At 53.8% G+C, this 13303-nt stretch carries 9 protein-coding genes; 6 read left to right on the top strand and 3 right to left on the bottom strand.

Annotated features, from left to right (window positions below; translation table 11 throughout):
• The 5 genes from HUN04_26430 (at position 1) to HUN04_26410 (ending at position 6877) form a co-directional block, all read left to right on the top strand.
• On the top strand, positions 1 to 1566 hold the full coding sequence (locus tag HUN04_26430; GenBank protein WDP93061.1) for a KamA family radical SAM protein: 1566 nt from the start codon (positions 1 to 3) through the stop codon (positions 1564 to 1566).
• Between the two features lie 87 nt (positions 1567 to 1653).
• On the top strand, positions 1654 to 2799 hold the full coding sequence (locus HUN04_26425; protein ID WDP93060.1) for a M20 family metallopeptidase: 1146 nt from the start codon (positions 1654 to 1656) through the stop codon (positions 2797 to 2799).
• Positions 2762 to 3679, top strand: coding sequence for a hypothetical protein (locus tag HUN04_26420; protein WDP93059.1), 918 nt, complete (start codon positions 2762 to 2764; stop codon positions 3677 to 3679). The genes HUN04_26425 and HUN04_26420 overlap by 38 nt, the downstream gene beginning before the upstream one ends.
• Positions 3676 to 5526, top strand: a complete 1851-nt coding sequence (locus HUN04_26415) for a HAMP domain-containing protein (GenBank protein ID WDP93058.1) — start codon at positions 3676 to 3678, stop codon at positions 5524 to 5526. The genes HUN04_26420 and HUN04_26415 overlap by 4 nt, the downstream gene beginning before the upstream one ends.
• Positions 5501 to 6877 carry a sigma-54-dependent Fis family transcriptional regulator gene (locus HUN04_26410; GenBank protein ID WDP93057.1) on the top strand — a complete coding sequence of 459 codons (1377 nt, stop codon included), beginning with the start codon at positions 5501 to 5503 and terminating at the stop codon, positions 6875 to 6877. The genes HUN04_26415 and HUN04_26410 overlap by 26 nt, the downstream gene beginning before the upstream one ends.
• Before the next feature lie 14 nt (positions 6878 to 6891).
• On the opposite strand, the gene lepA is transcribed toward HUN04_26410, so the two are convergent.
• Positions 6892 to 8694, bottom strand: a complete 1803-nt coding sequence (lepA, locus tag HUN04_26405) for an elongation factor 4 (protein ID WDP93056.1) — start codon at positions 8692 to 8694, stop codon at positions 6892 to 6894.
• 126 nt (positions 8695 to 8820) lie between these two features.
• Here lepA and HUN04_26400 point away from each other — a divergent pair, with 126 nt between their 5' ends.
• Positions 8821 to 9720 (top strand): diguanylate cyclase, encoded by a 900-nt coding sequence (locus tag HUN04_26400; protein WDP93055.1) that lies wholly within the window; start codon positions 8821 to 8823, stop codon positions 9718 to 9720.
• 6 nt (positions 9721 to 9726) lie between these two features.
• Here HUN04_26400 and nadC read toward each other — a convergent pair whose 3' ends face one another.
• Positions 9727 to 10557 carry a carboxylating nicotinate-nucleotide diphosphorylase gene (nadC, locus tag HUN04_26395; protein ID WDP93054.1) on the bottom strand — a complete coding sequence of 277 codons (831 nt, stop codon included), beginning with the start codon at positions 10555 to 10557 and terminating at the stop codon, positions 9727 to 9729.
• A gap of 73 nt (positions 10558 to 10630) precedes the next feature.
• A complete protein-coding gene (locus HUN04_26390) occupies positions 10631 to 13288 on the bottom strand; it encodes a valine--tRNA ligase (protein ID WDP93053.1) in 2658 nt (885 codons plus the stop codon).
• Positions 13289 to 13303: the final 15 nt, after the last annotated feature.

The following is a 13303-nucleotide window of genomic DNA, read 5'->3' as shown; positions in this document are numbered from 1 at the left end:
ATGTCTGCCACATGCAAGGATAAATCCCTTGACACCTTTACCTTAAATTTCTTTGACCACCTTTTTGACGGGGACACCGGCACCGGTGATCCCGGCCTCAAAGCAGAAATCGACGACCTGGTCCGGGCGGCAGCCTCCCAGGAACTGACCGCCCCCATTGTCGCCCTATTCTCTAAACTGAACCAGCTCAAAAACCAAAACAATATCTCACCGGCAGCCTTCGGGCTGACCCGGGAAGACCTGGCCCCCATCGCCAGAAAGCATGAAGCCATTGACGAACATTCCGTTTCAGTGGGCGGCCGGGTATATAGGGCCCTGCCCATCGTTGAAGAGGCCATTGCACGGGTGGACCAGTATCTGAACGCAAAAACCGAGGAAGCCCCCTCTGGCTTTGAACTCTGGGACAAGATCCAGGAAAACCAGGCCCGGATCAAAAAATACCTGAAGATGAGCGATGCGGACTGGAACTCCTATTCCGGCCAGATTAAAAACTGCATTGATACGGTAGAGGACCTGTCCAAAATCATTGACCTGCCCGAGAAGGTGATCCAGGAAGTCACCCGGGTGACAAAAGACTACCGCATGCGGCTGACCCCCTATTACGCAAGCCTGATCCAGACGGTGACCGCCAACGATCCGGTGCTGCTCCAGTCCGTTCCCACCGGTGAAATGGTGGACAATGTGGGTGTGGAAATCCCCCCGGTTGCCGCTGACCACTCCCCTGCCCGCCTCATTGACCAGTTTTACCCCAGGGTGGTGACCATCAAGGCCACCAATATGTGCGCCATGTACTGCACCCACTGCCTGCGCCTGGCCCATATCGGCAAAAAAGACCGGATCTATACGGACCAGGCCTATGAAGAGGCCCTGGACTACATCCGGAAGAACGAACGGATCAGGGACGTTCTGGTCACCGGCGGGGATTCCTTTGTCCTGCCCAACAAAATCCTGAACAAAATCCTTACGGCCCTGGACGAGATTGACCACGTCAAGCTAAAGCGCCTGGGCACCCGGATCCCCGTCACCGCCCCCCAGCGGGTGGACAGCGAACTGCTGGATATCCTGGCCGCCTCCAACGAGAGAAAACCCGTCCGGGTGGTCACCCAGATCAACACGGCCCAGGAAATGACCCCGGCCTCGGGCCTGGCCTTTAAAAACATTTCAAAAAATGTTTTTGCCGTACTTAACCAGGCCGTACTCCTGCGGGGCATCAACGATACCCGCACCAAAATGTGGAAGCTGTGCGAAACCATCCAGGAAAACTATGTAAGGCCCTACTACATCTTCAACTGCTCCTACAGAAACCCCCAGTTCATTCATTTCAGGGTACCGGTGGAAAGGGGAAGGGAGATTGTGGAAAGCATGTACGGCAATATCTCCGGCGATGCCGTGCCCAGATACATTGCCACGGCCGGGGGCAAAATCCCCCTGCACAAAAGCAATGTTCAGGGCCATGAGGCCGGAGACGTGATCATGAAAAAGCCCTGGAACGGTGAAGTGGTCAAGTATCCCGATGCAGATCCGGCCATTTACAACAACGAAAATTTTGCATTCAGCAAAAATTAAGTTCACCCCATCATTGCCCCCGGCGGTTGGATCAACCACCGGGGGCCCTTTATTTCAGAAGGCTTTATTAAATTTGTAGGCAGATAAATGATTTCAGATATTTCAAGCTACATCGACAGGCACAGGCCCGAACTCTTTAAACTCATGGAAGAGCTGGTTCTTATCCAGAGCTACTCCAGAAACAAGGCCGGGGTGGACCGGGTGGGCCGCCACATTTCCAGGGTGATGACGGATATGGGATTTTCCTGTGAATTCTGCGAGCAGGCAGAGCTTGGCAACCACCTCATTGCACGGTCGCCGGCCGCCGCCCGGACCCCCAAAGGCCAGATCCTCATCACCGGGCACATGGATACAGTTTTTCCTGAGGACTCCCCATTTAACTGGTACAGGGAAGATGAGACCAAGTGCTACGGCCCTGGGGTGGCCGACATGAAAGGCGGGCTTGTGGTGGGAATATTTGCATTGCGGGCACTGGTGGCTACGGGCCTGCTCAAAACCCTGCCCGTTACCTTTGTCTTTAACAGCGATGAAGAGATCGGTTCCCCCACCTCAAGGGGGCTTATTGCGGACGAAGCCCGCCACTCCCGCCTGGCCTATGTGCTGGAAGCAGGCGGGATGAACAATGAGATTGTCACCGGCCGCAAGGGAAACCTCTCCGCAGAACTGACCCTTACCGGCAAGGCCGGCCATGCCGCCTTTGCCGGCGCCGACAAGGCATCGGCCATCCTTGAATTCGCCCATAAAGCAATTGCCATCGAGGCCATGAACCGGCCGGAAAAAGGCATCTCCGCCAATGTGGGAACAATAAGCGGCGGCATCGGCCCCAACACCGTACCCGACCATGCCACAGCCAGGCTGGATTTCAGATTCCTGACCCCTGAAGATGCAGACAGCGTCAGACAGAGGCTTGATGAAATTGTGGCCACCTGCACCATCCCGGGCACCGCCGCAACAATGGCGGTAAGATCCGGCCGCCCCCCCATGCCCCAGACCCAGGGCAATCAGGAATTATTTGACAAAATCCAAAATCTGGCCCAAGAATTGGGAACCCCTGTGCAGCCGGAACTCCGGCAAGGGGTATCCGATGCCAATATTATTGCCGAACAGGGCATTCCCGTCATTGACGGTTTAGGGCCTGCAGGGGAAAAAGACCATAGCGAAGACGAATACATACAAAAGGCAAGCCTCTGGGAACGTGCCATCCTTTTCGGGAACATCCTGGCTGAAATCTGATTTCCCGGCAGGAAAAGGCTTCTTTCCGCCGGCAGTTTTATGCCTGCTTGCCCTGCTCCTGTCTTTAGGGCTCCAGGGCTGTACCCAGGAGAAGAGGCACTCTTCCGCCGGAAATGAAATCCCCGAAATCATTCAGGACGGCATTAAAATTCCCAGATTCTCAACGGCAGCCGGACAGCTGAATTACGCCGCATCGGTATTTGAGGATAAAAAAAGAAAAAGCGCCGCCTTAAGGGCCGTGGCCGCACTCTTTCCTGAAAACCGGTTGGAATGCGGCCATGCCGCCCTGGGGTTGGCTTATCTCCACCTGGAACCCGACTACCGCTTTGCAAAACCCATTGATATCCTCAAGGCGGCAAATGACTTCAAAGCAGTGCTCAAGGCCTATCCGGATATGGATGATGTCGTTGCCAAAACCCATTGGTACCTGGGCTGGATCCATACCACCCTCTGCCATCCTGCTCTGGACGGGCAGACCGGAAGTACTGAAACCGGACGCCGCCATTTCAGGGCCATTGTCCGGGATTTTTCCTCCGTGCCCATGAACCTTTCCCCTCCGGAACCCTGGGTGAACCTGGCCAGGCCCGAGGAATTTCCCACAATCAAACAATCTGCCCCCGTAAAATACTGGGCCCAGGTCGCCCTGCTGGAACTGGTGCGCCATCCGGGATCGGAAGAGGAGGCCCTTAAGGCCGTTGATATGCTCTATGACCGATTCTTTTCCAGCATGGAAACCGGATTTGCCCTGAAACATATGTTGACACGGCCCGGCCCTGGGGTCTCCCTAGTTGAAAAGGCATCTGCCTGGGCGGCCCGGAACACTGCCAACCCTTACCTCTCCAGGGAGATATCAGCCCTGGCCCTGGAAGCCGTTCAATGAACCTGCTGCCGTACAGGCTGATGCATTCCTTCCGCCTCAGGATTTTTTCAGCCCTGATTCTGATCATCATCCTGGTCATCCCGGGCACCGGGTATTTTTGTTTTATCCAGGCGACCCGGATCATTGAGCACCAGATGCAGGCGTTCGCCATCGGATCTGCAGACCAGATATCCAAACGGGTGGAAGCCTTTCTATCCCACCATACCTATAATGTTCAGCTGATCAAATCCCTGTTTGAACAGGGACTCATTGACATGACCGATGACAATGAGATTTTAAGGTATTTTCAATTGTTCCGGCGGGAACATCCAGAATTTTTCAATATCAATTTCGGGGATGAGACCGGAAGGTTTCTCATGTCTCCCGCCCAGATACCCGAGGTCCACGCCACCTTTGATCCCAGAATCCGGCCCTGGTACCAGGGGGCACTGACCAGCCTGGGGGTCCACTGGACAAAGGTCTACCTGTTTGCCTCCACCCAAAAACCCGGAATCACCGTGTCCGTGCCCATTTACGATGCAGACCGGAAACTGCAGGCCGTCTGCGGGATTGACATTGATATTTCATCTTTTTCAAAATTCCTGGGAACCATAAAAATCGGCAGCCGGGGGGTGGCCTATATGTTTGACCGGGAGACCGGGCGGGTCATTGCTCATCCCGCCCTGGTACGCTCCCCCCGCAACCCCTTCCGGGCCGATCTGCTCCGGCAGGTCTACCAGGACATGGCCCCGCCCCAGGCCCTGTCAGATGAGTCCCCTGGAAAAAAATTCGCCATGACAAGCTACCAGGACCGCCAGTATTTCACGGCTTACGCAGATTATCCGGACAGCCGCTGGGTGGTCGGCGTCACCCTGCCCGTTTCCGACCTTTTCGAAAATGTATCCGAAGTGCGGCGGAACATGATCGGCCTTGTCTTCGGCGGTATCTTTCTGGCGTCCCTGCTTTCCTATCTCATTGCCCTGAATATTGTCCGCCCCATGGCCCGGCTCAAACAGGGGATCGAACGGATTTCCAGCGGAGACCTGGATCATAAAGTCGATATCCGGGACCCCGATATTGCTGCGGCCCTGGCCTCGGCCTTCAACCGTATGGCCGCCTCACTGAAAACCAGTTCAACGGAACTTGAACGGACCTATAAGGAGCTTGCCCGCAGCGAAAAGCTTGCTGCGGTCGGGCAGATGACCGCCGGCATCGCCCATGAAATTAAAAATCCTTTGGGCATCATCCAGGGGGCGGCCCAGGTGGTGGCCAACCCGGACCGCCCACTGGAAATGCGGGAAAAAGCGGCCTTGTTCATCATGGATGAGGTGGAACGGCTGAACAACACCCTTACCGCTTTTCTTGATTTTGCCAAACCCCCGTCCCCAAGGTTCCGGCCCATGGACCTTACCCTGCTGATGGGTGAGATCCTTGACGGCTTCAAGGTCCAATACGGCCCCAAAGGGTATACATTCAACACAGATATGGAACAGGCAGAAATCAGCGGGGACGCCGATCAGCTTCGACAAGTCTTTTACAACTTGCTGCTCAACGCGGTTCAGGCCATGCCCAAAGGCGGTTCCGTATCCGTTAACTTGACCCGGGGCGCTGAAGATACTACCATTGTCGCGGTTGAGGACCGCGGCTGCGGCATCGGCCAGACAGAAATTGAAAAAATATTCGACCCCTTTGTCAGTTTCAGGGACAAGGGGATCGGCCTGGGGCTTTCTGTGGTGAACCAGATCACGGAAAGCCATTCGGCAGAGATATCATGTACCAGCACACCGGGAAAAGGGACCTGTTTCACCCTGGTTTTCCCGAGCTTGAAAGAGGACAGCCCCAATGGCGGCACAGATATTATTGATTGAAGACGAACCCCGGATGCGGCAGGTCATTGCCATGCAGCTTTCGGACCTGGACCTGACCATCCACGAAGCGGATAACGGGGAAGATGCCCTGGATATATTTGACAGCCAGACCATCCATCTGGTGATCACGGACTTGAAACTGCCCCGGGGCGGCGGGATGGCGGTACTCTCCCATGTAAAAGACAAGGACCCGGAGATTCCGGTCATTGTCATCACCGCCTACGGATCCATCGAAAATGCCGTAAAAGCCATTCGGAAAGGGGCCTTTGACTATGTGACCAAACCCTTTAAGGAAGAGACCCTGAGGGAGTCGGTGAAAAAGGCCTTAAAAATCAGCCGGCTTACCCGGGAGGTGCGGCTCCTGAGACAGGAAATCGAAGACCAGTATACCTTTAAAAACATTGTGGGCACCTCCAAAAAAATCTGCGACGTACTGGAACTTGCCGGCTCCGTATCCCATACGGACACCTCGGTGCTCATCACCGGAGAAAGCGGCACGGGCAAGGAACTGCTAAGCCGGGCCACCCATATGAATTCCCCCCGCTCATCCGGACCTTTTTCCACGGTCAATTGTGCCGCCATTCCCTCCAACCTGCTTGAAGCCGAATTATTCGGTTACGAAAAAGGGGCGTTCACCGGGGCGCACAAACAGCAGAAGGGGAAATTCGAACTGGCCTCCGGAGGGACCCTGTTTCTGGATGAAATCGGAGATATGGCCCTGGAGATCCAGGCCAAGTTCCTGCGCATCCTGGAAACCCAGGAATTCGAACGGCTGGGGGGCAACAAGACCATCACCGCCGATGTTCGGATCATTGCCGCCACCAATAAGGATCTGTGGAGAATGGTGGGGAAAAAGAAATTCAGACAGGACCTGTATTACCGGATCAATGTATTTCCCATCCATATTCCGCCTTTGAGGGAACGCAAGGAAGATATTCCTGACCTCTGCGCCCATTTTATCCGTGAATTCTCAAAGGCCTTCGGCAAAAGACCCCCCTCCCTTTCGGAGAGGGGAGTGGAAAAACTGCTGGCCTATGGCTGGCAGGGCAATATCCGTGAACTGAAAAATGTTCTGGAGCGGGCCATGATCCTGTGCAACGGTGAACAAATACTGGAACAGCATCTCATTCTCAACCGCTCCCAGGCGCTGCCCATGGAAGACATCACCCTGGAGCGGATCATTCCTTTGATGATTTCGGAACACGGGATGACCCTTGAATCCGTTGAGAATCGCTGCATCCGGTATGCCATGGAACAGACGGGGGACAATGTTTCCAAGGCGGCCCGGCTCCTTGGATTGTCCCGGGCCACCTTAAGATACCGCCTTGAAAAAATAGAAAAAGCCGATTAAAGGCGTCCTCAAAACTAATCGGTCTTAAGAACGGAAAGAAAGGCGGACTGTGGAATTTCAACCGATCCCACCATTTTCATCCGTTTTTTTCCTTTTTTCTGCTTTTCCAGGAGCTTGCGCTTTCTTGAAATATCTCCGCCGTAACACTTGGCGGTCACATCTTTTCTAAAGGCCGAAATGGTCTCCCTGGAAATAATCTTTCCGCCGATGGCCCCCTGGATGGGAATTTTAAACTGCTGGCGGGGAATCTCCTCCCTCAGTTTTTTACAGGCCGCCCGGGCCTTGGCTTCGGCCTTGTCCCGGTGGATGAGCATGGACAGGGCATCCACCCGCTCTGCGTTGATGAGGAAGTCCAGCTTGACCAGGTCGGTCTCCTGGTATCCGGCAATCTCATAATCAAAGGACCCGTACCCCTGGGTAACGCTTTTAAGCCGGTCATAGAACTCATAGACCACCTCGGCCAGGGGAAGGGTGAATTTCATCTCCATGCGGTTGGAGGTAAGATATTGGTAGTTGGTGCTCACCCCCCTGAATTCATGGCAGACCTGCATCACATTGCCCATGTATTTGTCCGGCACGATGATGGAGGCGTTGATAAAGGGTTCCCTTACACGGGTGATCTCCATGGGATCCGGGTATTCGGTGGGGTTGTCAATGATTTTGACATCGCCGTTGGTATAGGTGATTTCATACTGCACCGAGGGGGAAGTAAGGATCAGGGAGATATTATACTCCCGTTCCAGCCGCTCCTGCACCACTTCCAGGTGCAGCAGCCCAAGAAACCCGCATCGGTAGCCGAATCCCAGGGCAACGGAGGCGTCTTTTTCATAGATCAGGGAGGCATCGTTAAGTTTGAGTTTTTCCAGAGCTTCGGAGAGTTCCTCATAATCGTCCGATGCCACGGGGTACATGGATGAAAAAACCACGGGGGTGGGCTCCCGGAATCCGCCCAGGGGGGTTTCACACTTTTTATCGGGCATGGTCACGGTGTCACCGATTTTCACATCGGATATGGTTTTGATCCCGGCAATGAAATAGCCCACCTGGCCGGCCGTCAACCGGTCCTGGGGATTGCGTTTGATCTGGAACAGCCCCACCTCTTCGATCTTATACTCGGCATTGTTGGACATGAACTGGATCTTGTCACCCTTTTTAATATCCCCTTCGAAAATCCGAAAATGGACGATGGTGCCCCTGAAAGCATCGTAATGGGAATCAAAAATCAAAGCCTTGAACTTTCCGGTATCCTGTACATCGGGTGCGGGTATCCCCTCAACGATGGCCTGGAATACTTTGTCAACTCCCAGTCCAGTCTTCGCTGAAACCAGCAGGGCCGTATCCGAGTCCAATCCCAGGTCTTCTTCGATCTGATCCTTGACCCAGTCGATTTCAGCCGACGGCAAATCAATCTTATTTATCACGGGCAGGATTTCAAGGTCGTGCTCCATGGCCAGGTAGAGGTTGGCCAGGGTCTGGGCTTCAACCCCCTGGCTGGCGTCGGCCAGGATAAGCGCCCCTTCGCAAGAGGCGAGGGCCCTGGAGACTTCGTAGGAGAAATCCACATGCCCCGGGGTGTCAATGAGGTTGAGCAGGTACTCGGTTCCGTCCTCGGCCGTATAGGGCAGGGAAACGGTCTGGGATTTGATGGTAATGCCCCGCTCCCGCTCAATATCCATGGAGTCCAGGATCTGGTCTTTCATATCCCGGTCTTCGATAATCCCGGACAATTGGATAAGCCTGTCGGACAGGGTGGATTTTCCATGGTCAATATGGGCAATGATGGAAAAATTTCTAATATTGTTATGGTTGACTTTCAATTGGGCTCCAAACTAAGAGTTGACAAATATCTTGTATCTGGCTAATTTTGAATCTGTATAAATATCAATTGTACCCGGGAGTGTCAAGATCGGGTGCATCCATCAACCCGTTATCCGGAGAATAATATGGCCCACGCCATTCTGATCGTCGATGATGACCTCGCCATTAAAGAATCAGTGGAAGAATACCTAAAACTGCTTTCCTATAATGTCAGGAGTGCAGAAAATGCACAGGAGGCCATTGAAATCCTCAAGACCTTCGAGGCCGACGTGGTGCTCACCGACATCATGATGCAGGGCATGGACGGGCTGGAACTGACCCGGGTGATTAAAACCGATTACGATATCGATGTCATGGTCATGACCGGGTATTCCGCAGATTATTCTTATGAAGAAGCCATCAAAGCAGGGGCCAGTGATTTTATTTTCAAGCCTTTCAGATTTGAAGAACTGGATCTGAGGATCAAACGGGTGCTCCGGGAGACGGCTTTCAAACGGGAACGGGCCAAACTGCTGGCAGAGATGGAACAGCTGGCCATCACCGACGCCCTCACCGGCCTGTACAATTCCCGGCAGTTCTTCCACCAGATTAAACAGGAAATCAAACGGTATGACCGGTATTCCAGGGCCCTTTCCCTGCTGATTCTGGATATTGATTTTTTTAAAAATTACAATGACACCTGGGGCCATCTTGAAGGGGACAAGGTGCTCATGGGGATTGGAAGAATCATATCCTCCTGCCTGCGGTCCATGGATACGGCCTATCGGTACGGCGGGGAGGAGTTTGCCGTGATCCTTCCTGAAACCGGCCTGAAAAAGGCCTGCGTGGTGGGTGCCAGGATAAAAGACAACATTGCCAAAGAGGTATTTACGCCGGATAATGGCCAGACCCGTTCGGTCACCGTGAGTATCGGCGCCGCAGAACTCAAAGAAGGGGAAGACTTTACCGATTTCATCAAACGGACGGATAAAGCCCTGTATAAATCCAAGCAGACAGGGCGTAACAAACTCACCTACTCTGATTAATTCGTTTTACTCCGTATTGATGCGCATGCTCAGGTCGACGGATCTGGCCTGATGGGTGAGCGCACCGCACGAAATAACATCAACCCCTGTGGCTGCGATGGATTTAAGGGTAGCCAGTGACACATTGCCCGAGGCTTCAACAACGGCGCGGCCCTTTATCCTTTCAACGGCGGCTGTCATGGACTCAAGGTCCATATTGTCCAGCATGATCACATCCACATCTGCGGCCAGAGCCTGGTCCACCTCTTCCATATTTGAGACCTCCACCTCGATTTTCATGAGATGGGAGGTTCTGGCCCGCACAAGAGCCACCGCCACCTCTATGGAACCGGCCACGGCAATGTGGTTATCCTTAATCAGAATCCCGTCGTAAAGGGCAAACCGGTGGTTGAAGCCCCCTCCGGCCCGGACCGCATCCTTTTCAAGGGCCCGCCAGCCCGGGGTGGTTTTGCGGGTGTCAACGAGGCGTACATTTGGATTATCCAGGGTATCCACAAACCTGCGGGTATGGGTGGCAATACCGGAGAGGCGCTGTAGGAAATTAAGCGCAGTCCGTTCCCCTTTCAGCTGGGACGCCAGATCTCCCCGGACCTCAAGGACCACCTCTCCGCTGGCGACAGATTGTCCGTCCTTGTACCTCGGGATGCATTCAAGGCCCGCATCCACTTCCCTGAAGGTTCGGCAGGCCACATCGACACCGGCCAGAATAAAATCCTCTTTGGCCACAATAATCCCGCGGCCCTTACGGGATTCGGGCAGAATGCTTTCTGTGGTGATGTCGCCAAGGCCTGTATCTTCAAACAGGGCAAGCCGGACAATCTGGTCGACCATGTCCATGATATTTTCCTTATGCTAGTGTCCTGCCGGAAATTGCTTCCGGCAGGACAAGTCAATTGGATCGGAAATCGTGTTAGCTCATCTCCCTGATCCGGTCCAGGTTGGCGGAAATTTTATCCTGTTTTTCCTGGAGTTCAGCGTGCTGGGCCTTGACCTTGTCGATGACGGCTTCGGGCGCTTTCTCCAGAAAAGAATCATTGTTCAGCCGCTTCTGGATCCCCATCAGTTCTTTGGTATTCTTTTCCAGCTCTTTTTCCAGGCGTTTGATTTCTTTCTCAAAATCAATCACCCCTTCCAGGGAAACAAAACAGGTGGTATTCCCTGTGACCGAGGTGGCCGCACTGGAGGGCAGGTTGTCTGCGTCGCAGAAGTACAGGCTTTCAAGGGTGGCCAGGTTGGCAATCACAGATTTGTTTTCGGCAATGAGCAATTTTTCCTGTTCATCCTCTGTATTGGCCAGCACTTTGATTTTCATGGAGGGCTGGATATTCATCTCGCTTCTGATATTCCGGATACCGGAGATCAGGCCGAAAATGAACTCCATCTGTTTTTCAGCATCCGCATCCCGGTCAGTCTTGTATCTTTCCTCGCTGTATGGGTAGGAGGCTTTCATAACCGAACCTTGGGTGGCCGGAAGAATATTGTAGATTTCCTCGGTCACAAAGGGCATGAAAGGATGGAGAATGACCAGAATGTCTTCAAGCACACCGGCAAGAACCGCCCGGGTGGATTCCCTGCGTACCGTGCCTTCTTTCTCGTAAAGGGCAGGTTTGGCTGTTTCCAGGAACCAGTCGCAGAATTCATGCCATACAAACTGGTATGCGGCCGAGGCGGCTTCATTGAATTTGTAGTTTTCAATGCCTTCTTTCACCGCCTTTGCAGTGGCCGCAGACCTGGACAGGATCCAGCGTTCCGACAGGGAGAGTTTTTCCCGGTCAATAACGGTATCCGCTTCAGTGATGTGCATGAGGGCGAACCGGGCAGCGTTCCAGAGTTTGTTCACAAAATGGCGGTAGCCTTCCACCCTTGACTCGGACATTTTCACATCCCTGCCCTGGGCGGCAAAGGCAGCCAGGGTGAACCGGAATGCATCTGCCCCGTATTCGTCGATGACCTTCAGGGGGTCGATGACATTGCCCTTGGACTTGGACATTTTCTTGCCGTGTTCATCACGGACCAGGGCATGGATATAAACGTCGTCAAAGGGGACCTCATCCATGAAATGGATACCCATCATCATCATCCGGGCCACCCAGAAAAAGAGGATGTCAAACCCGGTAACCAGCACATTGGTGGGGTAAAAGGTTTTGAGCAAATCTGTATTTTCTGGCCAGCCCATGGTGGAAAAGGGCCAGAGCGCCGAGGAGAACCAGGTGTCCAGCACGTCGGTTTCCTGGACGATATCTTTGCTGCCGCAGGTGGGGCAGGCAGTGGGGTCGGTTTCTTCTACGATCACCGCCTTGCACTCGGGGCATTTCCATACCGGAATCCGGTGTCCCCACCAGATCTGCCGGGAAATGCACCAGTCACGGATATTGTCCATCCATTCGAAATAGGTTTTTGTCCAGTTATCGGGAACGATCTTGGTCCTGCCGGACCGCACCGCTTCAGAGGCTTTCTCAGCCAGGGGACCGACTTTGACAAACCATTGTTTGGAAATGGAAGGCTCCACGTCGGTGTGGCAGCGGTAGCAATTGCCCACGCTGTGCTTTAAGGGTTCTTTCTTCTCCAGCAGCCCCTGTTCGGCCAATGCCTCAACGGCTTTTTTCCGGCATTCGAACCGGTCCATCCCCTGGAATTGTCCGGCCGCGTCCATCATGATGCCGCCGTCGTCAATGACCTTAAGCTTTTTCAGCCCGTGTTTTTCCCCCAGGTGGAAATCGTTGGGGTCATGGGCCGGGGTTACCTTAAGGGCGCCGGTGCCGAATTCCGTATCCACATAATCGTCTCTGATGATGGGAATGGTCCGGTCGGTGAGGGGGAGAACCACCTCGGTTTCCACCATATCCTTGAACCGCTCGTCATTGGGATTGACAGCCACAGCCGTATCCCCGAACATGGTTTCGGGCCGGGTGGTGGCCACGGTGAGCCCTTTCTTCTGCCCCTTGAAAGGATAGCGGATATAGTAAAGGTAGGCGTCTTTTTCCTGGTATTCCACCTCAAGGTCGGCCAGGGCTGTACGGCACCTGGGGCACCAGTTGATAATATACTGGTCTTCGTAGATCAGTCCTTCCTTATACAGGCGGACGAAGACTTTCCGGACGGCCTCGGACAACCCTTCATCCATGGTGAACCGTTCTCTGTCCCAGTCGCAGGAGGCGCCCAGCCGCTTGAGCTGGTTAATGATGGCTCCGCCGGATTTTTCCCGCCACCTCCAGACCTCTTCGATAAATTCTTCGCGGCCCAGCTGGTCCCGGGTCTTTCCTTCGGCGGCCAGTTTGCGCTCCACCACATTCTGGGTGGCGATGCCGGCATGGTCGGTTCCCGGCATCCAGAGTACATTCTGCCCCAGCAGTCTGCGGTACCGGCACATGATATCCTGGATGACGTTATTCAGGGCATGGCCCATGTGAAGCACACCCGTGACATTGGGCGGGGGTATTACAATGGAAAAAGCCTCCTTATCGCTTTTGTCTTCAGCTTTAAAGTAGCCGTTTTCCATCCAGTATGAATACCATTTTTCTTCTATCCCTTTTGGCTCATATCCTTTATCCAGAGAATCCGAACCCATAATCCAACTCCTATA

Source organism: Desulfobacter sp. (assembly GCA_028768525.1).
In the GTDB taxonomy this organism is placed as follows: Bacteria; Desulfobacterota; Desulfobacteria; order Desulfobacterales; family Desulfobacteraceae; genus Desulfobacter.
The sequence above is the reverse complement of the archived record's forward strand: the minus strand, read 5'-3'. Positions and strand labels throughout refer to the sequence as shown.

Excerpts from the sequence above, each read along its gene's own strand:
- HUN04_26410 (WDP93057.1), top strand. The coding sequence starts at position 5,501 with ATGGCGGCACAGATATTATTGATTGAAGACGAACCCCGGATGCGGCAG.
- HUN04_26390 (WDP93053.1), bottom strand. The coding sequence starts at position 13,288 with ATGGGTTCGGATTCTCTGGATAAAGGATATGAGCCAAAAGGGATAGAA.
- nadC (WDP93054.1), bottom strand. The coding sequence starts at position 10,557 with ATGGACATGGTCGACCAGATTGTCCGGCTTGCCCTGTTTGAAGATACA.
- HUN04_26400 (WDP93055.1), top strand. The coding sequence starts at position 8,821 with ATGGCCCACGCCATTCTGATCGTCGATGATGACCTCGCCATTAAAGAA.
- HUN04_26425 (WDP93060.1), top strand. The coding sequence starts at position 1,654 with ATGATTTCAGATATTTCAAGCTACATCGACAGGCACAGGCCCGAACTC.
- HUN04_26430 (WDP93061.1), top strand. The coding sequence starts at position 1 with ATGTCTGCCACATGCAAGGATAAATCCCTTGACACCTTTACCTTAAAT.
- HUN04_26415 (WDP93058.1), top strand. The coding sequence starts at position 3,676 with ATGAACCTGCTGCCGTACAGGCTGATGCATTCCTTCCGCCTCAGGATT.